The sequence below is a fragment of the Mycobacterium sp. 3-98 genome, assembly GCF_035918355.1.
GTDB lineage: Bacteria > Actinomycetota > Actinomycetes > Mycobacteriales > Mycobacteriaceae > Mycobacterium > Mycobacterium intracellulare.
Genome location: NZ_CP142360.1, coordinates 3,517,148 through 3,539,579, shown reverse-complemented (window position 1 = coordinate 3,539,579; position 22,432 = coordinate 3,517,148). Strand labels below are relative to the sequence as shown.

The 22,432-nt window shown below is 69.0% G+C and carries 21 protein-coding genes and 1 pseudogene; 15 read left to right on the top strand and 7 right to left on the bottom strand.

The window, feature by feature from the left end:
- The first annotated feature begins 141 nt into the window (after positions 1-141).
- The 4 genes from ctaC to QGN30_RS16675 all read left to right on the top strand — a co-directional run bounded on the left by ctaC (position 142) and on the right by QGN30_RS16675 (position 3,434).
- Positions 142-1,236, top strand: a complete 1,095-nt coding sequence (ctaC, locus tag QGN30_RS16690) for an aa3-type cytochrome oxidase subunit II (protein WP_026071572.1) — start codon at positions 142-144, stop codon at positions 1,234-1,236.
- A gap of 13 nt (positions 1,237-1,249) precedes the next feature.
- The gene (locus tag QGN30_RS16685; RefSeq protein WP_008256055.1) at positions 1,250-1,669 is read left to right on the top strand and encodes a cytochrome c oxidase subunit 4; all 420 of its coding nucleotides are present in this window, start codon (positions 1,250-1,252) and stop codon (positions 1,667-1,669) included.
- A gap of 188 nt (positions 1,670-1,857) precedes the next feature.
- Positions 1,858-2,790, top strand: coding sequence for an MmpS family transport accessory protein (locus QGN30_RS16680; RefSeq protein WP_008256057.1), 933 nt, complete (start codon positions 1,858-1,860; stop codon positions 2,788-2,790).
- Positions 2,790-3,434 (top strand): DUF2561 family protein, encoded by a 645-nt coding sequence (locus QGN30_RS16675; RefSeq protein ID WP_009957143.1) that lies wholly within the window; start codon positions 2,790-2,792, stop codon positions 3,432-3,434. Before QGN30_RS16680 ends, QGN30_RS16675 begins: the two co-directional genes overlap by 1 nt.
- 167 nt (positions 3,435-3,601) lie before the next feature.
- On the opposite strand, the gene qcrB is transcribed toward QGN30_RS16675, so the two are convergent.
- The 4 genes from qcrB to ctaE are packed head-to-tail and all read right to left on the bottom strand — an operon-like array spanning position 3,602 to position 8,029.
- A complete protein-coding gene (qcrB, locus tag QGN30_RS16670; RefSeq protein WP_009957144.1) occupies positions 3,602-5,305 on the bottom strand; it encodes a cytochrome bc1 complex cytochrome b subunit in 1,704 nt (567 codons plus the stop codon).
- A complete protein-coding gene (gene qcrA, locus QGN30_RS16665) occupies positions 5,302-6,528 on the bottom strand; it encodes a cytochrome bc1 complex Rieske iron-sulfur subunit (RefSeq protein ID WP_008256067.1) in 1,227 nt (408 codons plus the stop codon). Before qcrA ends, qcrB begins: the two co-directional genes overlap by 4 nt.
- On the bottom strand, positions 6,525-7,388 hold the full coding sequence (qcrC, locus tag QGN30_RS16660) for a cytochrome bc1 complex diheme cytochrome c subunit (RefSeq protein ID WP_026071573.1): 864 nt from the start codon (positions 7,386-7,388) through the stop codon (positions 6,525-6,527). Before qcrC ends, qcrA begins: the two co-directional genes overlap by 4 nt.
- Before the next feature lie 29 nt (positions 7,389-7,417).
- On the bottom strand, positions 7,418-8,029 hold the full coding sequence (gene ctaE / locus QGN30_RS16655) for an aa3-type cytochrome oxidase subunit III (protein WP_008256075.1): 612 nt from the start codon (positions 8,027-8,029) through the stop codon (positions 7,418-7,420).
- A gap of 139 nt (positions 8,030-8,168) precedes the next feature.
- Between ctaE and trpD the strand changes: the two genes are divergently transcribed.
- Positions 8,169-9,251: an anthranilate phosphoribosyltransferase gene (gene trpD, locus QGN30_RS16650; protein ID WP_050782818.1), complete on the top strand. Its 1,083-nt coding sequence runs from the start codon at positions 8,169-8,171 to the stop codon at positions 9,249-9,251.
- On the opposite strand, the pseudogene QGN30_RS16645 reads toward trpD, so the two are convergent.
- Positions 9,189-11,057: pseudogene (locus QGN30_RS16645) on the bottom strand (DEDD exonuclease domain-containing protein); the annotation flags it as partial. The gene trpD and the pseudogene QGN30_RS16645 overlap by 63 nt on opposite strands.
- A gap of 107 nt (positions 11,058-11,164) precedes the next feature.
- Between QGN30_RS16645 and QGN30_RS16640 the strand changes: the two are divergent.
- From QGN30_RS16640 to pimB, 4 genes are all read left to right on the top strand, one after another.
- The gene (locus QGN30_RS16640; RefSeq protein ID WP_263646885.1) at positions 11,165-11,419 is read left to right on the top strand and encodes a hypothetical protein; all 255 of its coding nucleotides are present in this window, start codon (positions 11,165-11,167) and stop codon (positions 11,417-11,419) included.
- 179 nt (positions 11,420-11,598) lie between these two features.
- Positions 11,599-12,750 carry a peptidoglycan hydrolase RipC gene (gene ripC / locus QGN30_RS16635; protein ID WP_038536030.1) on the top strand — a complete coding sequence of 384 codons (1,152 nt, stop codon included), beginning with the start codon at positions 11,599-11,601 and terminating at the stop codon, positions 12,748-12,750.
- Positions 12,751-12,808: 58 nt separating this feature from the next.
- Positions 12,809-13,624: a DUF4157 domain-containing protein gene (locus QGN30_RS16630; RefSeq protein ID WP_038536032.1), complete on the top strand. Its 816-nt coding sequence runs from the start codon at positions 12,809-12,811 to the stop codon at positions 13,622-13,624.
- 55 nt (positions 13,625-13,679) lie between these two features.
- A complete protein-coding gene (gene pimB, locus QGN30_RS16625; RefSeq protein ID WP_009953493.1) occupies positions 13,680-14,810 on the top strand; it encodes a GDP-mannose-dependent alpha-(1-6)-phosphatidylinositol monomannoside mannosyltransferase in 1,131 nt (376 codons plus the stop codon).
- A gap of 12 nt (positions 14,811-14,822) precedes the next feature.
- Here pimB and QGN30_RS16620 read toward each other — a convergent pair whose 3' ends face one another.
- Positions 14,823-16,625: an AMP-dependent synthetase/ligase gene (locus QGN30_RS16620; RefSeq protein ID WP_008256088.1), complete on the bottom strand. Its 1,803-nt coding sequence runs from the start codon at positions 16,623-16,625 to the stop codon at positions 14,823-14,825.
- 147 nt (positions 16,626-16,772) lie between these two features.
- On the opposite strand from QGN30_RS16620, the gene QGN30_RS16615 reads away from it, so the two are divergent.
- From QGN30_RS16615 to QGN30_RS16595, 5 genes are all read left to right on the top strand, one after another.
- Positions 16,773-17,162 (top strand): hypothetical protein, encoded by a 390-nt coding sequence (locus QGN30_RS16615; RefSeq protein WP_009953492.1) that lies wholly within the window; start codon positions 16,773-16,775, stop codon positions 17,160-17,162.
- A 116-nt stretch (positions 17,163-17,278) separates the two neighbouring features.
- On the top strand, positions 17,279-17,716 hold the full coding sequence (locus tag QGN30_RS16610) for an SRPBCC family protein (protein WP_009953491.1): 438 nt from the start codon (positions 17,279-17,281) through the stop codon (positions 17,714-17,716).
- A complete protein-coding gene (locus QGN30_RS16605; RefSeq protein ID WP_193375147.1) occupies positions 17,709-18,968 on the top strand; it encodes an ArsA family ATPase in 1,260 nt (419 codons plus the stop codon). The genes QGN30_RS16610 and QGN30_RS16605 overlap by 8 nt, the downstream gene beginning before the upstream one ends.
- Entirely contained in the window at positions 18,965-19,348 is a 384-nt protein-coding gene (locus QGN30_RS16600; protein ID WP_009953489.1) for a hypothetical protein, read from the top strand. The genes QGN30_RS16605 and QGN30_RS16600 overlap by 4 nt, the downstream gene beginning before the upstream one ends.
- An 87-nt stretch (positions 19,349-19,435) precedes the next feature.
- On the top strand, positions 19,436-20,158 hold the full coding sequence (locus tag QGN30_RS16595; protein ID WP_008256099.1) for a lysophospholipid acyltransferase family protein: 723 nt from the start codon (positions 19,436-19,438) through the stop codon (positions 20,156-20,158).
- On the opposite strand, the gene QGN30_RS16590 is transcribed toward QGN30_RS16595, so the two are convergent.
- Complete coding sequence (locus tag QGN30_RS16590) at positions 20,155-21,447, bottom strand: glycosyltransferase 87 family protein (protein ID WP_193375232.1); 1,293 nt, start codon at positions 21,445-21,447, stop codon at positions 20,155-20,157. The genes QGN30_RS16595 and QGN30_RS16590 overlap by 4 nt on opposite strands.
- 117 nt (positions 21,448-21,564) lie before the next feature.
- Here QGN30_RS16590 and QGN30_RS16585 point away from each other — a divergent pair, with 117 nt between their 5' ends.
- A complete protein-coding gene (locus QGN30_RS16585; protein ID WP_172417573.1) occupies positions 21,565-22,425 on the top strand; it encodes a hypothetical protein in 861 nt (286 codons plus the stop codon).
- The last annotated feature ends 7 nt before the right edge of the window (positions 22,426-22,432 follow it).

Here is a 22,432-nt window from a genome sequence, read left to right as displayed (position 1 = left end):
CCCCAGTATGCCGCACTTGGCGACCGCTCGTGGACGTCGCACCCGGCACGGCGCGAGACTGGCGGGCCGGGGTTTCGTCGCCCGCCTCAGGCGCGTGGTCTACGCTGCGTAGTATTCGATATCCGAGCAGGAGGCGCCAACGTGACCCCTCGCGAGCAGGACCGTTCGCAATCTTTGTCGCAGGGTAGGTTTCAGCGCCGTCCTGGGGGCTCCGCCACCGGTCTTTCCCGCCGTCTCCGGCCGCTGGCGCTGGCCGTGACGCTGGGTGTGCTGGCGATGTTCCTGAGCGGGTGCAGCAGCTGGGCCGACGCGCTGGCCCTGGGCTGGCCGAGGGGGATCACGCCGCAGGCGCAGCTCAACCGGGAGCTGTGGATCGGCGCGGTGATCGCCTCGCTGGTCGTCGGCGTCATCGTCTACGGCCTGATCTTCTGGTCCTCGGCGTTCCACCGCAAAAAGGCGACCGACACCGAGCTGCCCCGCCAGTTCGGCTACAACATGCCCTTGGAGCTGGCGCTCACCGTGACGCCGTTCCTCATCATCTCGGTGCTGTTCTACTTCACCGTCGTGGTGCAGGAGAAGATGCTGCACATCGCCAAGGATCCCGAAGTGGTGATCGACGTCACGGCATTCCAGTGGAACTGGAAGTTCGGCTATCAGCGCGTCGATTTCAAGGACGGCACGCTGACCTACGACGGGGCGGACGCGGCGCGCAAGAAGGCCATGGTGTCCAAGCCGGAAGGCAAGGACGAGCACGGCGAAGAGCTGGTCGGGCCCGTCCGCGGCCTCAACACCTCGGACCGCACCTACCTGAACTACGACAAGGTCGAGACGCTGGGAACCAGCGACGAGATCCCGGTGCTGGTGCTCCCGACCGGCAAGCGCATCGAATTCGATCTGGCGTCCGCCGACGTCGTCCACACGTTCTGGGTTCCCGAGTTCTTGTTCAAGCGCGACGTCATCCCGAACGCCGACGCGAACAACTCCGTGCACGTCTTCCAGGTCGAAGAGATCAACACGCCCGGGGCGTTCGTCGGCCACTGCGCCGAGTTCTGTGGCACCTATCACTCGATGATGAATTTCGAGGTTCGCGTGGTGTCGCCCAACGACTTCAAGGCCTACCTGCAGCAGCGGATGGATGGCAAGAGCAACGCCGCGGCGCTGCAGGCGATCGGACAACCTCCCGCCGCGGTGACCACGCACCCGTTCGACACCCGCCGCGGCCAGTTAAGCCAGTAGGTTAGGACACCAAATGCATATCGAAGCCAGGCTATTCGAGTTCATCGCCGGGTTCTTCTTTGTGGTTGCGCTGCTCTACGGGGTTTTGACCGCGCTGTTCGCCACCGGCGGGGAAGAGTGGGCGGGCACCACCGCGCTCGCGCTGACGGGTGGGCTGGCGCTGATCGTGGCCACCTTCTTCCGGTTCGTGGCGCGCCGGCTCGACACCCGGCCCGAGGACTACGAAGGCGCCGAGATCAGCGACGGAGCAGGGGAATTGGGCTTCTTCAGCCCGCACAGCTGGTGGCCGATCCTGATCGCGCTGTCGGGCTCGGTGGTGGCGGTGGGCATCGGGCTGTGGCTGCCGTGGCTGATCTTCGCCGGCGTCATGTTCGTCCTGTCGTCGGTGGCCGGACTGGTCTTCGAGTACTACCTGGGTCCTGAGAAGCACTGATTCGCGGCATAAAGGTCACAATCCGATCACGTGATCGCTTGCGCCGATCGCCACGGCGGCTCTGCCCGTTTTGGGTTCGGTAGTGTTTCGCGCAGGCAATGAGAAGTTCCCAGCGCGCCCGGCAACGAGGTGATTGCGGAGTTTTACGCGCAGGTGATGCAGTCGAACAGGGTAGGCAAAGGGCAGAGATGAGCGGGTCGAAACCCCCGGGATGGGAACCTGACGAATCCGATCCTGTCGACCCGATCAGCCACCACGCGGACGCCGGTGACGACCCCGCTGACGACGGGGAGCCCGGCGGCGACCACGACGTCGAGGGCGCGGCGGAACCCTTCGACGACAGCGCCGAACTGGCCGCCGCTGACCAGACGGACGCATACTCGCGTGCCTACTCGGCCCCGGAGTCCGAGCACTTCACCAGCGGCCCCTACCTACCCGCCGATCTGCGGCTCTACGACTATGAGGACTACGACGAGTCCGCCGACGAGGACGAACGCAGCACCGCGCGCTGGCCGTGGGTGGTGGGGATCGCCGCCATCGTGGCCGCGATCGCGCTCGTCGTATCGGTGTCGTTGCTGTTCGCCCGGACCGACACCACCAAGCTGGCCAACCCCAACACCACCACCGCCCCGTCCACGCCGCCGATGCAGGACGAGATCACGACCACCAAACCACCGCCGCCGCCTCCACCGCCACCCACGACCGAACCGCCGCCGCCCCCGACAGCAACGGAGACACAGACTGTGACGGTGACGCCCTCTCCGGCACCGCCGCCCCCGCCCGCACCCGCTCCGGCGCCGCCGGCGACCTCCACCGCGGCGGCGCCACCGCCGCCCACGACGCCGGCCGGGCCGCGGCAGGTCACCTACTCGGTGACCGGCACCAAGGCCCCGGGCGACATCATTTCGGTGACCTACGTCGACGCGTCCGGGCGGCGGCGCACCCAGCACAACGTGTACATCCCCTGGTCGATGACCGTCACCCCGATCTCGCAATCCGACGTGGGCTCGGTGGAGGCCTCCAGCCTGTTCCGGGTCAGCAGGCTCAATTGCTCGATCACGACGAGCGACGGAACCGTGCTGTCGTCGAACAGCAACGACTCGCCGCAGACGAGCTGCTGATGGTCAGCAGATATTCGGCATACCGGCGCGGGATCGGCGACGACACCGTTTCGCCCGAGGTGATCGACCGCATTTTGCTCGGCGCGTGCGCCGCCATCTACCTGGTGCTGTTGGGCGTCAGCGTGGCCGCGGCCGTCGCGCTCACCGATTTGGGCCGGGGCTTTCACAAATCGGCCAGCAGCCCGCACACCACGTGGGTGTTGTATGCGGTCATCATCGTTTCCGCGCTGATCATCGCGGGCGCGATCCCAATACTGTTGCGGGCCCGGCGGATGTCTCAGTCCGAGCCGGCCGCCCGGGCGATGACAGCGCCGAACCGGCCGCCGGTGCGCCTGATGTCTCAGGCGCCGCGCACGGCGGCCGAGCGGGCCCGGCAGGCCACGGTGCAGGCGGCGCCGCCGAAGACGGATGCCGAGTGGTCAGGGGAGACGGTGGACCGAGTCTGGTTACGCGGCACGGTCATACTGACCGGCACCATGGGTGCGGCGCTGATCGCGGTCGCGACGGCGACCTACCTGATGGCCGTCGGCCACGACGGCGCGTCCTGGACGGCGTATGTATTCGCCGGTGCCATCACCGCGGCGATGCCGGCGGTCGAGTGGCTGCATATCCGCCAGCTGCGCCGCGTGGTCGACGAGCGCTGACGCGTATCGCCGTCGAGGCGTAAACCATCGACACATAAAGCATTGCGACGACACGTCGTGCGTCGTCGCAACGCTTTATGTCGCGCGCGCTCGTGGGTGATTGCGGGTGCTCGATTGCCCGGCTCCCGCGTCGGCCAGGGGGCCGATGGGGAGCCGGGCTGAGCGGGTCAGTGCTCGCCGTTGGTCGAGCCGTTGGACGAACCGTTCGTCGAACCGTTGAGGCTGTCCTGGTGTTCGCGCAGCGCGGTCAGGGCACGCTGCTCGGAGCGGTGCGCCGCCTCCCGCAACGCCGCGTCCTCGGACGCCGGATCGGCGAACATGAAGCTGCCGCTGCCCGGCGTCCCGGCCGAGCCCAGCTTGTTCATCTTCTTGGGCAGCGCCGCGCCCTGGTACTCGAGCGGCAGCGGGTGGCCGTGGTCGTCGACCGGGCCCAGCGGCTGGTGCAGCTCGATGTAGGCACCGTGCGGCAGCCGCTTGATGATGCCGGTCTCGATGCCGTGCTCGAGCACCGCGCGGTCGCTGCGCTGCAGCCCGATGCACCACCGGTAGGTGACGAAGTAGACGATCGGCGGGACGATCACCATGCCGATGCGGCCGATCCACGTCGTCGCGTTCAGCGAGATGTCGAACTTGAACGCGATGATGTCGTTCATCGCGCTCAGCGTGAGCACCATGTAGAACGCGATCGCCATCGCGCCGATCGACGTGCGCACCGGCACGTCGCGCGGGCGCTGCAGCAGGTTGTGGTGCGCGTAGTCACCGCTGAACCGCTTCTCCAGGAACGGGTAGATGATCAGCAGGATGAAGACCCCGCCCATGATCAGCGCCACCCAGACCACCGCCGGGATGGTGTGGTGCCAGAAGTAGAACTCCCATGGCGGCCAGATACGGGCCAGGCCTTCGGTCCACATCATGTAGAAGTCCGGCTGCGAGCCCGCCGAGACGTGAGATGGCTTGTAGGGCCCCAGGTTCCAGATCGGGTTGATCTGCAGCAGACCGCCGAGCAGACCCAGCACGCCGACGATCGCGGCGAAGAACGCGCCGGACTTCACGGCGAACACCGGCATCACCCGCACGCCGACCACGTTGTGCTCGGTGCGGCCCGGTCCGGGGAACTGGGTGTGCTTCTGGAACCACACCATGGCCAGGTGCAGCCCGATCAGCGCCAGGATGATGCCGGGCAGCAGCAGGATGTGCAGGGCATACATGCGGGGGATGATGTAACCCGCTGTGGCGCATTCGTTTCCGACGCCGCCGCAGGGGAAGTCACCGCCGAACAGGGCCCAGTGCAGCCAGGTGCCGATCACCGGCATGCCCAACGTGATCGAGGACAGGGCCGCGCGCAACCCGATGCCCGACAACAGGTCGTCGGGCAGCGAGTAGCCGAAGTAGCCCTCGAACATGGCCAGGATCAGCAGCAGCGAACCGATGACCCAGTTGGCCTCGCGCGGCCGACGGAACGCGCCGGTGAAGAAGATGCGGGCCAGGTGCACCATGATCGACGCCGAGAAGATCAGCGCGGCCCAGTGGTGGACCTGACGAACGAACAGGCCGCCGCGCACCTCGAAGGAGATGTCGAGGGTCGACGCGAACGCCTTCGACATGTCCACCCCGCGCAGCGGCTGGTAGGCGCCGTTGTAGGTGACCTCGCCCATGGACGGGTCGAAGAACAGCGTCAGGTACACCCCGGTGAGCAGCAACACGATGAAGCTGTACATCGCGATCTCGCCCAGCAGGAACGACCAGTGGGTGGGGAACACCTTGTTGAGCTGTCTGCGTACGGCAGCCGAGGGGTGATAGCGCGTATCGATGTCCTCGCCCTGGCGGGCCAGGACGTCGCCGATCTTCGGGGGACTCAGTTTGGGACTCATGATGTCGTCCTCTCCCAGAATGCCGGTCCGACGGGCTCGATGAAGTCACCGTTGGCGACCAGATACCCGTTGGTGTCGATGGTGATCGGCAGTTGCGCCAACGCACGCGCCGCCGGCCCGAAGATCGGCTTGGCGAAGTGCAGCGCGTCGAACTGCGACTGGTGGCAAGGGCACAAGATTCGGTAGGACTGCTCCTCGTAGAGCGACGCGGGGCAGCCCAGGTGCGAGCAGACCTTCGTGTAGGCGAACAGCTCGCCGAAGTTGAAGCTCTCCTGGCCCTGCCGCTTGACCACACGGTGCATGTCGGTGGGGCGAATCCGGATGAGCATCACGGGATTACGCACGCCCTGGTTGATCGCGCGCAGCTTTTCCTGCGACTCCGGGGTGGTGCCGTCACCGTCGGACTCCCGCCACGGGAAGACGGTTTCCATGCCGCCGGCGTCGATGTCCTCGGGCCGCATCTTGACGAACGGCGACCCGGCGAAGCTGCCGGTGGCGCGCGCCAGGTAGATGGTCTCGCCGTGGTAGCGCGGGGTCCAGTCGGAGGTGAACAGCACCGCCTTCTTGCCGTTGGCGGTCTGCACCACCGGCTTCCACGGGTTCTTGATCAGGCCGCCGGCAAACGCCACCAACGTGGACAGGCCGAACGCGCCCAGCCCCACGCCCAGCGACAGCCCGACCAGCTTGCGCCGCCCGATGGTGGAGCCGCTGTAGGCGTCGGCCAGGTTCGCCACGACGGTCTTGCGGTCGACGTCGCGGGAGGCGCCGTCGTGCCGGTCCTGAATCGAAATCTCTTCGGGGATAAAGCGTTTCTGGTACAGGATGGTGCCGATCCCGATCGACAGGATCGACATCCCGAAGGTCAGGCCGTACAGCGGGGTGGTCAGCGAGTAGAGCCAGCTGTCCGCGGCCTCCTTGGGCTTGTACTCCCACGGCCAGAACAAAAAGATCAGCAGCAGCGCCAGCCCGAAACCGCCGCCGCCCAGCAAAAGCCACAGGGCAACGCCACGCTCGGCGCGCTTCTCGGCTTTGGTGCCCTCGACCGGCCAACGGTTTTCCTTGAACACGGTCTCGACGCCGTCGAGCTTGCCGCCCAGCGCCACCAGCTCCTGTTGAGACATCGCGGCCAGCGCGGCGTCGTCGGGCTCCCGCTCGCCGGTGCCGTGCGGGTTTCCGCCGGTGTCCGAGCCGCGAACGTTTCCGTGGTCAGCTGAGTCGCTCATGCCCGTGCCCCAATCCACAGTGCCAGCCCGATCGCGGCGACCATCCCGATGATCCAGGCGGCCATCCCCTCGGGCGCGGGTCCGAATCCGCCGAGGCCGTAGCCGCCCGGCTGACGCTCTTCGGTCACCGCCTTGATGTAGCCGATGATGTCCTTCTTGGCCTCGAAGGACAGCTGGCGGTCGGAGAACTTCGGCATGTTCTGCGGACCGGTCCGCATGGCCGCCAGGATCTGCTGCTCGTTGGCGGGCTCCAGGTCCGGCGCGTACTTGCCGGACGACAGCGCCCCGCCCTTGCCGGTGAAGTTGTGGCAGGACGAGCAGTTGAGCCGGAACAGGTCACCGCCGCGGCCGAGGTCCTCGCCGCGCAGCGAGTGCATCGCCAGGCTGCCGTCGGGGTTGCGCACGGTCGTCGGGCCGCCGCCGTTGGCCTGCACGTAGGCGCCCAGGGCGTCGATCTGGCCCTCGTCGAAGATCGGTTCCTTGCGGGGCGCCTGCGCCTCGCCGGTCATCGCCGGCATCCGGCCGGTGGACACCTGGAAGTAGACGGCTTCCTCGCCGACGCCGATCAAGCTCGGCCCGCGATCGGGCACGCCCTGCAGGTTGGCGCCGTGGCAGGACACGCACGACGTGTCGAACAGCTGCTTGCCGGTCCGCAGCAGCGCCGAGTTCGACTCGTCCGCGACGGCCACCTGCGGGCGGGGGGTCAGGACGGCGGCCACACCACCGGCGATGGTCAGCGCGATCAGCAGCAGCAGGCCGCCCGACAAGCGGCGGCGCAACCGCCGTCGCGAACGGTCACGCTGCCCCTGGTGCGACTGAGGAAGCCGCGAACCGGATCGGGTAGACCCCAGTTTCTTCAACCGAGCACTCCTGTTCGTCCAGCGCCTGCTCATCGGATGAAATAGATCACGGTGAACAGTGCGATCCACACGATGTCGACGAAATGCCAGTAGTACGAGACGACGATGCTGGCCGTAGCCTGCGCCGGCGTGAACTTGCTCATCGCGGTGCGGGCCAGCAAGAAGATGAAGGCGACCAGGCCGCCGGTCACGTGCAGGCCGTGGAACCCGGTGGCCAGATAGAACACGCTGCCGTAGGCGCTGCCGGGAATGGTGGTCCCGTGGGTCGCCAGGTGGAAGTACTCATACCCCTGCCCGCAAACGAAGAACAGGCCCATCAGGAAGGTGATGACGTACCAGCGGCGCAGCCCGAACACGTCACCGCGCTCGGCCGCGAACACGCCCATCTGGCAGGTGAACGACGACGCGATCAGCACCAACGTCACGGGGACGGCCTGGTACAGGTTGAGCTCGGTCGGCGGCGGCGGCCATTTTCCGCCGGATTGGGCACGCGCGGTGAAGTACATCGCGAACAGGCCGGCAAAGAACATCAACTCGCTGGAGAGCCAGACGATGGTGCCGACACTGACCATGTTGGGTCGATTCAGCGAATGAACGCGCGACGTGATTGCAGTACCTGAGGTCCCGACAGCGCTGGTCACATCCGCAAGTATGACGCTTTGTAGTTGTTGATCTCCACCCGGGGCGCAATTTGATGCCTCGCGCGTCGCGCGCGCGTGTGTTCGGGCCGCCCGCGGCCGACGGTTGGGGCCGCTGTGGTGCTCGTGGGACCATCGGCGCGTGGCTTTGTCATCTGAGGTTTCGCCGTCCGGCGGGTCCGCGACGTCGTGGCCGCGGGTGCTGGGCCGGCTGACGGGCGGTCAGGACCTGACCCGCGGCCAGGCCGCCTGGGCCATGGACCAGATCATGACCGGCGCGGCGAGCGCCGCCCAGATCGCGGCCTTCGCGGTGGCGATGCAGGTGAAGGTGCCCACGTCGGCCGAGGTGATCGAGCTGGCCGAGGTCATGCTCGGCCACGCGCTGCCGATGCCCGATTCCGGTATGCCCGAGGACACCGTCGACATCGTCGGAACCGGCGGCGACGGCGTCAACACCGTGAACCTGTCCACGATGGCGGCGATCGTGACGGCGGCCGCGGGTGTGCCGGTGGTCAAACACGGCAACCGGGCGGCCTCGTCGTTGTCCGGTGGCGCCGACACGCTCGAGGCGCTCGACATCCGCATCGACTTCGGACCCGACGAGGTGGCGCGCAGCCTCGCCGAGGTCGGCATCGGGTTCTGCTTCGCGCCGTTGTTCCACCCGTCGTACCGGCACACTTCCGCGGTGCGCCGCGAGCTCGGCGTGCCGACGGTGTTCAATCTCCTTGGGCCGCTTACCAATCCGGCCCGGCCCCGGGCCGGATTGATCGGCTGCGCGTTCGCCGACCTGGCCGAGGTGATGGCCGGGGTGTTCGCGGCCCGCCGCTCCAGCGTGCTGGTGGTGCACGGCGACGACGGGCTCGACGAGTTGACGACCACGACCACCAGCACGATCTGGCGGGTGCAGGCCGGCACCGTGGACCGGCTGACGTTCGATCCGGCCGGGTTCGGCTTTCCCCGCGCCGACCTCGACGACCTGTTGGGCGGCGACGCGCAGGCCAACGCCGCGGAGGTGCGTGCGGTGCTGGCCGGCGCCAAGGGCCCGGTGCGCGACGCCGTCGTCCTCAACGCCGCCGGCGCGATCGTGGCCCACGCCGGGTTATCCAGTCGCGCCGAATGGCTGCCGGCGTGGGAGGACGGGTTGGCCCGCGCCGGCAAGGCCATCGACTCCGGCGCGGCCGAACAGCTGCTCGCGCGTTGGGTGCGGTTCGGCCAGCAGGTCTGAATCGCGCAGGGCTTGCTCGGCGGCCAGCCGCGCCGAGCGGGCCGCCTCCGCCCACGCCGCCCACCCGCCGGCCGATCGCAGCGGGGACGCCCAGCCCGCGCCGTCCCCGGTTGCCTGGACCCGAACGATGCGCACGCCGGGAGCGCCCAGCCAGCGCGCGATCAGCGCGGTCTCCTCGACCAGCGCCCCGCCCAGCGGGGCCGGCGCGGGCAGAATCGCTTGTGCCCCAGCGGTAATCGCGTCGACGACCGGCATCGGCGGCACCCCCCTTGGGGCGTTGCCCGCGGCGGCGAGTTGGCCGTGGCGGATGACGGCGAGGTGATAGCCGCCCTGGCCGTCGGGCGCGGCGGCGACCAGCTCGGGCAGGGCGACCAGGGCACGCAGCCGCTGACCGCGCCACAGCGTCTCGACCGCGGCGGCGGTGCGGTCGCGCAGCCGCGCGGCGCTCTCGAAGTGACGCCGCTCGGCGAGGGCGGCGACCTGGGCCACGGCGGACGTCAGGGCGACGTTGTCCGCGCCGTCGACCAACGCCGCCATGCGCGCGACGGCCGCGGCGTATTGGGTGGCGGTGACGTCGCGGGCGGCCGGGCACGGTGAGACCTCCGCCTCGGCGCACAGCGGTCCGTGTAATGCCGTGCGCCCCAACCGGTTCGTGCAGGTGCGCAGCCCGGTGAAGCGGGACAGCAGGGCGGCGGTGTCGGCGGCGTCGGCGCGCGCCCGGAACGGGCCGACGGCGCGGTCGTGGCGCGGGGCGCGCACCACCGCCAGGCGGGGGAAGGCCTCGTCGGTCAGCGCCACCCACCACCAGCGCTGCGGGAACCGGGATCGCCGGTTGTACGGCGGGGCGTGCGCGGCCAGCAGCCGCAGCTCGCGCACACCGGCCTCCAGCGCGTGGGCGCACTCGACATGGTCGACCGCGCAGGCCAGCGTGACCATCTCCTTCATGCGGCCGCGCGGATCGGCGCCGGTGAAGTACTGCAAGACCCGCCGCCGCAGGTCGACCGCGGTGCCGATGTAGAGCACCTCGTCCGACGGCCCGCGGAACAAATAGACACCCGGGCGGTGCGGGAGCCCGTCGGCGAGCACGCGTTTGCGGCGCTGGGCCGGTGCCACGTCGGGCAGATAGGAGCGCAGGTCGGCGTAGGTGTGCACGCCCTGGTTGCCCACGCGTTCGATGAGGGCGTGCAGCACGTCGACGGTGGCGCGTGCGTCGTCGAGGGCGCGGTGGGTGGGCTGGGTGGTGACGGCGAACAGCCGCGCCAGCGACGCCAGCCGCACGCTGGGCGCCTCCTCGCGGCTGAGCACCCGGCGGGCCAACCGCACCGTGCACAGCACCTGCGGCCGCGGCCAGGCGATGTCGCACCGCTGCGCGGCGGCCCGCAGGAAGCCGATGTCGAAACCGGCGTTGTGCGCGACCAGCACGGCCCCCTGATCCAAGCGGGCGAACTCCAAAAACATCGGCAGCACGGCGTCGATGGTCGGCGCGTCGGACACCATGGCCGTGGTGATGCCGGTCAGCCGCACGACCTGGGGCGGGATGCTGCGCTGCGGATCGATCAGCGTGGCGAACTCGCCGAGCACCACGCCGCCGCGCACCTTGACCGCCCCGATTTCGGTGATGGCGTCCGGCTCGGTTCCCGCGGCGGATTTGGTGCGTCCGCCGGTGGTCTCGAGGTCCACCACGACGAAGGTGGTGTCGCGCAACGAGAGTTCGTCGGGCGTGAAGGGTGATCCCACGTCGGCGAAGCTCAGCTGAGTCGCCCCGCGTGCAGTCACGGGGGTGACGTTAAGCACGACGGCTGACATCCGCGGCGTCCCACGCCGCGGCCCCGGGGAGATGTCGGTGCCCGCGGTTACCGTTCGGGCAGACCGGCGTGATGTTCGTCGGAGCCAGACCGAGAGGACCGATCCCGATGGCACCAAGAACTGGACCCACCGACGTCGCCATGCCGCCGCCCGAGCCGGGCGCGCCGGTGGTGATCGACTGTGACGACTGCGCGGTGCGCGGACCCGGATGCCGCGACTGCGTGGTCAGCGTGATACTCGGGGTCCCGGATACTTTATTGCAGGACGAACAAGCGGCATTGGAGGTTCTCGCCGAGGTCGGCCTGGCTCCGCGACTTCGTCTGGTGCCGATTCGTCGGGACCGCGGATCTGGTGTAGCGTAAATGCCTTGTCCGCCAACGGCCCTCGGTCAGGCGGAATGGATCACATGAAAATGACAGAATTCTTTCTAATTTCTTAACCGCCCGCTTTGGACAAACGCCGATATCGTTTCGTAACCTGTTTGAGACCTAAACCCGCTCGACGACCAGTGTTCGTCGATGGCCGTTTAAGGAAGCAAATCTTGAGGCTTGATTCTAGTTGCCTGGTTGCGCGTGTCCTGACACGTTCGGCCCTAGGGACGCTAGCTGGCTTCGCGATTCTGTGCAGTGTGGTGATCGCCCCCTCGTGGGCGGACCCGGCCCAGGACGCCATGGCAAAACTCAACGAGCTGTCGCGCCAGGCGGAGCAGACCACCGAGGCGATGCACAGCGCCCAGCTCGACCTGAATGACAAGCTGGCCGCCCAGCGTGCCGCCGACAAGAAGCACAACGACGACCAGGCCGCCGTCGACGCGGCGAAGGTCCATCTGGCGTCGTACCAGAACTCCGTCAACAACCTGGCCGCGGCGGCGTACATGGGTGGTCGCGTCGACGGCATGCAGGCCATCCTGACCGCCGGTTCGCCCCAGGGGCTGATCGACAAGCTCGCGGTGCAACGCGTGATGGCCACCCAGATGGCCAGCCAGATGAAGAGCTACCGCATCGCCGGCGAGCAGGCCGCCAAGGCCGAGCGGGAGTCCGCGAAGTCCGCCGCCGACGCCAAGAGCGCGGCCGAGCAGGCCGCCGCGGTGCGAGCGAGCTTGCAGTCCAAGCAAAGTCAGCTGCAGGTGCAGATCGCGGTGGTCAAGTCGCAATACATGTCGTTGACCGCCGACCAGCGCACCGCGCTGGCCAATCCCGCACCCGCCGCCGTCCCCGCGGCGGCGCCGCCGGCGCCCGGTGCCCCGGCGCCGGAAGCGGCACCCCCAGGACCCGGGCAGGCGCCGGGTGAGGCCCCGCCTCCAGGCGGCATGCCCGGTATGGCTCCCGGCGGTGGGGTCGGCGGCGGTGACCGTGCCACCGTCGTGCAGGCCGCGCTGACCCAGGTCGGCTCGTCCTACGTATGGGGCGGCGCCGCGCCCGGCGGATTCGACTGCTCCGGACTGGTGATGTGGGCGTTCCAGCAAGCCGGCATCTCGTTGCCGCACTCCAGCCAGGCGATGGCCCACGGCGGTCAACCCGTTTCGCTGTCGGACCTGCAGCCCGGTGACGTGCTCACCTTCTACTCCGACGCCTCGCATGCCGGCCTGTACATCGGTGACGGCATGATGATCCATTCCTCCACCTACGGTGTGCCGGTACAGGTCGTGCCGATGAACTCCTCGGGCCCGATCTACGACGCCCGCCGTTACTAGACACTCCACGCTGCGTCGGCGGCTTCCGCTACTGCTGGCCTGGGTCTTCGTCGTCGAATTGATCGTGGCCGCGGCCGTGCCGTTCGACGCCGAACGCAGCAGCCGGATCCGGCCCCCGCAGCTGATCACGCCCGCGCGCAGCCAGGCCAGCGCCTCGACGAAGTCGATCGTCGTCGGCGACCGCACCGTCGGGCTGCTGGGCCTCGGCGGCCCGTCCAGCGAGCGCCTGTTGTTTCGGGTGGCCTCGGACATGGGCGCCGCGATCGGCGCCGTGGAGGCGTTCTGGGGCCTCGACTGGCCACGGGAAATCTCGATCGTCGCGGCCGGCACCGACGAGGAATTTCGCGCCGCCGCCGGCGGGGGACCGGCGGCGCAGTGGGCCGACATCGCCGCCGCGACGGTCTCCGACCGGATCGATCCCGTTCGCCGGGTCGCCCTGGGCCAGCGGATCGTGTTCGCGCCGGGTGCGGCCAACATGAGCGCGGCGTCCCTGCGAATCGTGTTGGCCCACGAGCTTTTTCACTACGCCGCACGCGCGGACACCGTTGCCGACGCGCCCCGCTGGCTCACCGAGGGCGTCGCCGACTTCGTCGGCCGCCCCCCGACGCCGGTGCCCAAGGAGGGGTTGCTGCCCATGACGCTGCCGTCGGACGCCGACCTGGATGTGCCGGGGGCGCCGCGCTCGCTGGCCTATGACCGCGCCTGGTGGTTCGCCCGGTTCGTGGCCGACACCTTCGGGGCGCCGAAGCTGCACGATCTCTACCTGGCGACCTGCGGCCTCAGGCGCGCCGACATGGCGACCGCCGCCCACGACGTGCTGGACACCAGCGAGGCGGGCCTGCTCACCGCCTGGCGCCAGTGGCTGACCCACTAACGACGCACCGGGCCGTGTGCACGCACGGCGCCGCCGCCACGCTAGCCTGTCGCAGGTGAGTCGGGTCCTGCTGGTAACCAACGACTTTCCGCCCCGCCCGGGCGGCATCCAGTCGTACCTCGGTGAGTTCGTCGGCCGACTCGTCGAGGCCGGGTCGCATTCGGTGACGGTGTACGCGCCGCACTGGAAGGGCTCCGATGCCTACGACGAGGCGGCCGGCTACCGCGTGGTGCGCGATCCGGGCACCCTGATGCTGCCCGGCCGGGCGGTCGACGCCCGGATGCGGCGGCTGATCGCCGACGACGGCATCGAGACCGTCTGGTTCGGGGCGGCCGCGCCGCTGGCGCTGCTGGCCCGGCGAGCGCGGGGCGCGGGGGCGAAGCGGGTGGTGGCCAGCACGCACGGCCACGAGGTCGGCTGGTCGATGCTGCCGGTCGCGCGGTCCGTGCTGCGGCGCATCGGCGACGACACCGACATCGTCACGTTCGTCAGCCGCTACACGCGGTCCCGGTTCGCACCCGCCTTCGGGCCCAAGGCTTCGCTGGAATACCTGCCGTCCGGGGTGGACACCGACAAGTTCCGGCCCGATCCCGCCGGGCGTGCCGCGTTGCGTCGGCGCTACGGGTTGGGCGAGCGGCCCACGGTGGTGTGCGTGTCTCGGCTGGTGCCCCGCAAGGGCCAGGACATGCTCATCAAGGCGCTGCCCTCGATCCGGCGACGCGTCGACGGGGCCGCCCTGGTCATCGTCGGCGGCGGACCCTACCTGGAATCACTGCGGACGCTGGCCCGCGACTGTGGGGTGGCCGACGACGTGATCTTCACCGGCGGCGTGCCGGCCGCCGAACTGCCCACGCATCACGCGCTGGCGGACGTGTTCGCGATGCCCTGCCGCACCCGCGGCGCCGGACTGGACGTCGAGGGACTGGGCATCGTCTTCCTGGAGGCCTCCGCGAGTGGCGTGCCCGTCGTCGCCGGAAAGTCCGGGGGAGCCCCGGAAACCGTGCGGCACAACGAAACCGGGCTCGTCGTCGACGGTTGCTCGGTGACCGAGATCGCCGACGCCGTCACCGAGTTGCTGACGGATCGGGACCGGGCGGCCGCGATGGGCGCGGCCGGGCGCGACTGGGTGACGGCCCAGTGGCGCTGGGACACCCTGGCGACACGGCTGGCCGGGCTGCTCGGCTAGCGGTGCGCGCGGTCAGTCCTTTTCGTAGATGGCCTCGATGTCGGAGGCGAACTTCTCGGCCACGACGTTGCGCTTGACCTTCATCGTCGGCGTCAATTCCCCGGTGTCCTCGGTGAAGTCGACGGGCAGGATGCGGAACTTGCGGATCGACTCGGCGTGCGACACCGCCTGATTCGCGTCCTTGATGGCCGCGTCCACCTCGGCGACGAGGTCGGGATCGGTGGCCAGATCGGCCACCGACGCGCCGGATCCCTTCTGGTTGCGCTGTTTCCAGCCGTCGAACGCCTCGGGATCAATGGTGATCAGCGCGCCGACGAACGGCTTGGCGTCGCCGACGACCATGGCCTGGCTGATCAGCGGATGGGCCCGCAGCCGGTCCTCCAGCACGGCGGGGGCGACGTTCTTGCCGCCCGCGGTAACGATGATCTCCTTCTTGCGCCCGGTGATCTTCAGGAACCCGTCGTCGTCGAGCACACCAAGGTCGCCGGTCTTGAACCAGCCGTCGGTGAACGCGTCGGCGGTGGCCTGCTCGTTGCGCCAGTAGCCGCTGAACACCACGCCGCCGCGCACCAGCAGCTCGCCGTCCTCGGCGATGCGCATGCTGTTGCCGGGCAACAACGTTCCGACCGTGCCGATCTTGACGTTGCCGACCTGGTTGACCGTGATCGCGGAGCTGGTCTCGGTCAGGCCGTAGCCCTCATGGATGGTCAGGCCGACGCCCCGGTAGAAGTGCCCCAGCCGCGACCCCAGCGGCGCCCCGCCCGACACGGACGCGTGGCAGTCGCCGCCCAGCGCCGCGCGCAGCTTGCGGTACACCAGCCGGTCGAACAGCGCATGCTTGGCGCGCAGCACCGGCCCCCGCCGGCCCCCGTCGGAGGCCTCGCTCCAGTCGACGGCGGTTTGCACGGCCATGGCGAAGATGCGCCCCTTGCCGTCGTTGGCGGCGTTTTGCTCCGCCGTGTTGTAAACCTTCTCGAACACCCGCGGAACCGACACCACCACCGTCGGTTTGAACACCGCGAACATCGGCAGCAGGTTCTTGATGTCGCTGGTGAATCCGACGGTCACCTTGTTGGCGAACGCGGACAGGGTCAGCGAGCGCGCCAGCACGTGGGCCAGGGGCAGGAAGATCAGCAGCCGCTGGCCCTCATCGAGCAGCGTCGGCAGGCTCTCCTTGGCGCCGCGGGTCTCGTACAGCAGGTTGGAGTGCGTCAGCTGGCAGCCCTTGGGCCGCCCGGTGGTGCCCGAGGTGTAGATGAGCGTCGCGGGGTCCGCGGCCCGCAGGCCCTCCAGGCGTGCGGTGAGCTCGGCCGGTTCCACCGACTCGCCGGCCTCGACGAGCTGGTCGAGCGCCTTGGGGCCCGACCCGTTGATGTGCAGCACCCGGCGCAGGGCGGGCAGTTCGGCGGTCAGCTCGGTGACCATCGCCGCGTGCTCGTCGGTTTCGGCGAAGGCCAGCACCGCCTCGGAGTCCTGCAGCACCCAGCGCACCTGTTCGGCCGACGACGTCTCATAGATCGGCACCGTGACCCCACCGACCGCCAGGATGGCCAGGTCGAGGATCGCCCATTCGTAGCAGGTGGCACAGAAGATCGACACCCGGTCGCCCGCCTGCACCCCCAGGGCGATCAAACCCAGTGCGGCAGAGCGGATCTGACCGGCGGCCTCGGCGCAGGTGACGTCGGTCCACTCGCCGTCGACCTGGCGTTGGTAGATGACAAAGTTCGGGTCATCGCGCTCGTGCTCGAAGACCATCGCCGCGATGTTGTCGTCATCGTCGACCGGAAAGCGGGCGGGGACGCTGTACTCACGCACTCTTATGACCTCAATTGACCTCGTGACGTTTCCCGGCAGCCCGGGTTGCTGTCGACCAGCCTAATCCGAGCATCGAGCCTGCACGGCCACAGTCCGTGCGGCCGGGACCCCGACGCCCGCCGCACGCGGGTGTGTGAAGCTGTGGGCATGAACAGCATCCAGATCGCGGATGAGACGTTTGTCGCCGCCGACGGCGCACGGGTGGGCGCCGCGGTCGCTGATCGGGCGAGTTGGCGCCGCTGGTGGCCGGACCTGCGGCTGCAGGTCGTCGAGGATCGCGCCGACAAGGGCATCCGGTGGTCGGTCACCGGCGCGTTGACGGGGACCATGGAGGTCTGGCTGGAACCGTCGCTGGACGGGGTGGTGCTGCACTACTTCCTGCACGCCGAGCCCACCGGCGTGGCGGCCTGGCAGCTGGCCAAGCTGAATCTGGCGAAAATGACACACCGCCGCCGAGTGGCGGGCAAGAAAATGGCCTTCGAGGTCAAGACGACACTGGAACGGTCACGTCCGGTCGGAGTTTCTCCGGTAGTTTAGCCGGGTCGGGTCCGCGCGGAGAGTACCGTTTCGGACCGAGACCCACGGGGGTCCCCGCACGGCCGGTTCGGAGCAGCCGGGACCCATCCGCTCGCGGGAGAGAGGGCAGCAACCAGGTGGCGGAGAAGACGACGCAAACCATCTACATCGACGCCGACCCGGGCACCGTGATGCGGGTGATCGCGGACATCGATTCCTACCCGCAGTGGATCTCGGAGTACAAGGAAGCCGAGGTTCAGGAGAAGGACGCCGACGGCTACCCGAAGGTGGCGCGGATCGTCATGGACGCCACCGTCCTCAAGGACACCATGGTCATGTCCTACCAATGGCCCAAGGATCGCCAATCGGTGAGCTGGACGCTGGTCTCGAGCTCGCTGCTGCGTTCCCTTGAGGGCTCATATCGGTTGGCGCCCAAGGGATCTGGCACCGAGGTCACCTACGAACTCTCCGTCGACCTGGCCATGCCGATGATCGGCCTGCTCAAGCGCAAGGCCGAGCGTCGTCTGACCGACACGGCGTTGAAGGATCTGAAGAAACGAGTCGAGGCTGAGTGAGACGGCTGCGCCCGCCCCGGCCCGGATCAGTCTCTTCGTTGGGAAAGGCGGGGTAGGGAAATCCACCCTGGCTTGCGCCACCGCGGTCAGTTCTGCGAGCGCGGGACAGCGGGTGCTGGTGGTGTCCACCGACCAGGCGCACTCGCTGGGTGATGTGCTGGGCACCCCCATCCCACCCAGCCAGGACGAACTGGTGCGGGTGCTCGCCGATGACGCGGAGGCCGGCGGCGGATTTCTCGATGCGCTGGCCTTGGACACCCTTGCCCTGCTCGAGGTCCGTTGGCGTGAGGCCGTCGCCACGTTGGACCGGCGGTTCCCCGACTCCGAATTGAGCACCATTGCGCCCGAAGAGCTTTCGGCGTTACCCGGTGTCCAGGAGGTGCTCGGTCTCTACGCCGTCGGTGAGCTGGCCGGCTCGGGACGATGGGACCGCGTGGTGGTCGATTGCGCGTCGACCGCGGACGCGTTGCGGATGTTGACCTTGCCCGCCACCTTCGGGCTGTACGTCGAGCGGGCGTGGCCGCGGCATCGCCGGCTGTCCGTCACCGCCGACGATGGCCGCTCGGCGGCGGTGGTCGAGCTGCTCGAGCGCATCAGCGCGAGCGTGGAGACGCTCGGCGCGCTGCTCACCGACGGCGAGCTGGTCAGTGCGCATCTGGTGTTGACCCCCGAGCGGGTGGTCGCCGCGGAGGCGGCCCGCACCCTGGGGTCGCTGGCGTTGATGGGCGTGCGCGTCGAAGAGCTGATCGTGAATCAGGTTCTGCCGCAAGACGACTCATACGAGTACCGCAACCTGCCCGAGCACCCGGCCTTCTACTGGTACACCGAACGCATCGCCGAGCAGCGCAGTGTGCTCGACGAGCTCGACGCCACCATCGGTGAGGTGGCCCTCGTGATGACCCCACACCTGTCCGGCGAGCCGATCGGCGCCAAGGCGCTGGGCGCGCTGCTCGACGCCGCCCGCCGCCGGGGAGGCACCGCGCCGCCGGGCCCGTTGCGGCCCGTCGTCGACCTCGAATCCGGGACGGGACTTGGGTCCGTCTACCGGATGCGGCTAGCGTTGCCGCAACTCGATGCGTCGGCGCTGACCCTCGGGCGGGTCGACGACGACCTCATCATCAGCGCCGGCGGATTGCGGCGCAGGGTGAGGCTGGCGTCGGTGCTTCGGCGCTGCATCGTGCTGGACGCGCGCCTGCGGGGTAGTGAGCTGACGGTGCGTTTTCGACCAGATCCGGAGGTGTGGCCTAAGTGAGTGGGGCTCATCCCGAAATCGGTCCGGAGCTGCGCAGGCTCGCCCAGACGATCCTGGACGGCATCGACCCCGCGGTGCGCGCGGCCGCGGCGCTGACGGCCGGCGCCGGACCGGGAACGGGCAAGTGTCAGCAGGTGTGGTGCCCGGTGTGCGCCCTGGCCGCGCTGGCGACCGGCGACCAGCACCCCTTGCTCACCGCGATCGCCGACCACAGCATCGCCCTGCTTCAGGTGATCCGTGACATCGTCGACGACATCGACCGGGCGTCGCGCCCGACGCCGGAACCGCCGCCCGACGGTCCGCCCGGCGGCGCGGCCGACAGCGGCGACGCCGCCCCGCGGACGCGTTATCAGCCCATCCCCGTCACGCTGGACGAGTGAGGGCGCTGCGTCGCAGGTGGTCCCTTCCCGTGGGGATAGGTACAGTTGGCGCAGTACATCAGCGGGGTGTAGCCGAGAGGGAGGGCCATGTGGTACTGGCTATTCAAGTACGTGCTCCTCGGCCCGTTGCTGTCACTGCTGGGGCGGCCGAAAGTTGAAGGCCTAGAACACGTTCCGAGCTCCGGGCCGGCGATACTGGCAAGCAATCACCTGGCCGTGATGGACAGCTTCTATCTTCCGCTGGTGGTGCGGCGCCGAATCACCTTCCTGGCCAAGTCGGAATATTTCACCGGCACCGGTTTGAAGGGGTGGTTCCAGCGGTGGTTCTTCACCGCCGTCGGGCAGGTGCCGATCGACCGGACCGACGCCGACAGCGCCCGGGCCGCGCTGACCACCGCGCAACAGGTGCTGGGTGAGGGCAAGCTGCTGGGCATGTATCCCGAAGGCACGCGGTCCCCGGACGGCCGGCTCTACAAGGGCAAGACGGGGCTGGCGCGGCTGGCCCTGCAGACCGGGGTCCCGGTGATCCCGGTCGCGATGATCGGCACCAACGTCGTCAACCCGCCCGGGACCAACATGTTGCGGTTCGGCCGGGTCACGGTTCGCTTCGGCAAGCCGATGGACTTCTCGCGCTTCGACGGGCTGGCCGGCAACCGCTTCATCGAGCGGGCCGTCACCGACGAGGTGATCTACGAGCTGATGGGGCTGTCCGGGCAGGAATACGTCGACATCTACGCGGCCAGCCTGAAAAAGGGCGGTGACGCGGCCGACGGTGAGGCCGCGCGGATTCCCGAGACCGCGGCCGGTTAACCGACGGCGGTAGCCGGCGCCAGCGGCTCCGGCGCGGCCTCCCGCGAAACGCCGCGGGCGGTCACGGTGACGCCGGCCGCGACGATGACCGCCAGCGCCCACCACACGTACGACATCCCGGCGAGTTGGCGCCACCACACCGCGCTCGCCTCGTGATGCTTGGGCAGCAGGTCGATCGGCGTCCACCTCATCAGCGCCACCCCCACGGCGCTGACGACCATCAGCAGTGCGTTGCGGCGCCGCCAGCCCAAGACGGCCGTCACCAGCACCGCGGGCAGCACCCACACCCAGTGGTGCGACCACGACACCGGCGAGACCACCAGCCCGAACAAGGCGACGCAGACCAGCGCGAGCGTGGGCTCGCCGGCGCGCAGCACCCGGCGCATCGCCCACACCGTCGCCGCCAGCACGAGCAGGGACGCCGCCACCCACAGCAGGAAGCGCTCCTGCTGTCCCAGCCCCAGCCGGGCCAGGGCGCCGGCGATGTTCTGGTCGGTGTTCAACGACGCCGAACCGATCCGGTCGGTGTGATGCACGGTGTGCGTCCAGTACTCCCAGGAGTCGTTCCAGGCCAGCACGAAACCCAGCAGCGTCGCCCCAGCGAACGAGGCCAGCGCGGTCAACGCCGCACGGTGATCGCGGCGCAGCAGGAAATAGAGCAGGAAAACCGCCGGCGTCAGCTTCAGCGCCATGCCCACCCCCAGCAGCAGCCCGCGCGGCCACGGCGTGCGGCGCGGCACGCAGTCAGCGATCACCAGCGTCATCAGCACCACGTTGATCTGGCCGAAGGCGAAGTTCGAGCTGATGGGTTCCAGCCAGACCGTCGCGGCCGCGGCGGCGACGACGGCCAGCCACCACCGGCGCAGCCAGGCCGGGCCGGGCAGCACGGCCGACGCGCTCCAGACGTCGAGCCGGGTCAGCACGATCACGGTCGACACGACCAGCAAAACCAGCGTCAGGGCGGTGATCGCGACACTGGCGGCCGGCATGTGCATCCAGGCGAACGGGCAGAACACGATGGCGGCCAGCGGCGGATAGGTGAACGGCAGATCGACGATCGGCGTGTGGAACAACACGTCGCCGCGGTACAGCGGGCGGCCGTCCATCCAGGCCCGGGCGCCCATCTGATAGACGTCGATGTCGATGCGATACGGGATGTGCCCGAACAGCTGCCACGCCGCGTAACCCAGCCCCGCCGCGGCCGCCAGCCAAGCCGCGCCCCACACCAGCGCCCGCCCGGGGGCACGCTTACCTGAGAAGCCCGCCCCGGGCGCCTGCCGTGTACTCATGTCGCACAACAGCGTAATGGGTGCCCGCGCCCGGACACCCCTGGTGCAGCGCGGCTCCCACGGCCGCGGCGCGGGGAGGCGTAGGTTTCAAGGGTGCTCCACTCGTTCGTGGACGAGATGTCCCGATGGTTCGAACATGACATTCACGACCGGGGCCACCTGCCACTGTTGTGCTGCCTGGTGGCCTTCATCCTGACGTTTTTCGTCACGCGGACGTTCGTGCGGTTGATCCGGCACCGCGTCGAAAACGGCCGGCCCACCAAGTGGTGGCACCCGCGCAACGTCCACGTCGGGGGAGTGCACATCCACCACGTCACGTTCGGGGTGGTCCTCACGTTGCTCTCCGGGCTGACGCTGGTGACCCTGTCGATCGACGGGCACGAGCCCCAGTTCATGATGGCCGCCACGTTTTTCGGGATCGGGGCCGCCCTGGTCCTCGACGAGTACGCGTTGATCCTGCACCTGTCCGACGTCTACTGGTCCGAGGACGGCCGCACCTCGGTCGATGCGGTCTTTGCCGCGGTCGCGGTGGCCGGGCTGCTGATGATGGGCCTGCACCCGCTGATGTTCTTCCTGCCGATCTGGCACGACGCCAACTCGTGGGCGCTGCGCGCCGTGGTGGGGGGCGCCATGGCGTTGACGCTGCCGCTGGCCGTCGTGGTGGTGCTCAAGGGCAAGGTCTGGACCGGCCTGCTGGGCATGTTCCTGGTCATCTTGCTGGTGATCGGGGCGGTCCGGCTGTCGCGCCCGCACGCGCCCTGGGCCCGCTGGCGGTACGCCACGCAGCCGGACAAGATGCGCCGCGCGCTGCAGCGCGAACGGCGGCTGCGCCGCCCGGTGGTGCGGGCCAAGCTCTACCTGCAGTGCGCCATCGCGGGCACGCCGCGGTTTCCGGATCAACGTGCGGTGGACGCCAGGTTGGACGACGAGGTTCATCCCGCCCCGGCGCCCACCGGTCCGATCCTGATCAGCAGATAATCTCCCT

Excerpts from the sequence above, each read along its gene's own strand:
- QGN30_RS16685 (WP_008256055.1), top strand. The coding sequence starts at position 1,250 with ATGCATATCGAAGCCAGGCTATTCGAGTTCATCGCCGGGTTCTTCTTT.
- QGN30_RS16680 (WP_008256057.1), top strand. The coding sequence starts at position 1,858 with ATGAGCGGGTCGAAACCCCCGGGATGGGAACCTGACGAATCCGATCCT.
- QGN30_RS16675 (WP_009957143.1), top strand. The coding sequence starts at position 2,790 with ATGGTCAGCAGATATTCGGCATACCGGCGCGGGATCGGCGACGACACC.
- qcrB (WP_009957144.1), bottom strand. The coding sequence starts at position 5,305 with ATGAGTCCCAAACTGAGTCCCCCGAAGATCGGCGACGTCCTGGCCCGC.
- qcrA (WP_008256067.1), bottom strand. The coding sequence starts at position 6,528 with ATGAGCGACTCAGCTGACCACGGAAACGTTCGCGGCTCGGACACCGGC.
- QGN30_RS16640 (WP_263646885.1), top strand. The coding sequence starts at position 11,165 with ATGGCACCAAGAACTGGACCCACCGACGTCGCCATGCCGCCGCCCGAG.
- QGN30_RS16615 (WP_009953492.1), top strand. The coding sequence starts at position 16,773 with ATGAACAGCATCCAGATCGCGGATGAGACGTTTGTCGCCGCCGACGGC.
- QGN30_RS16595 (WP_008256099.1), top strand. The coding sequence starts at position 19,436 with ATGTGGTACTGGCTATTCAAGTACGTGCTCCTCGGCCCGTTGCTGTCA.
- QGN30_RS16590 (WP_193375232.1), bottom strand. The coding sequence starts at position 21,447 with ATGAGTACACGGCAGGCGCCCGGGGCGGGCTTCTCAGGTAAGCGTGCC.
- QGN30_RS16585 (WP_172417573.1), top strand. The coding sequence starts at position 21,565 with ATGTCCCGATGGTTCGAACATGACATTCACGACCGGGGCCACCTGCCA.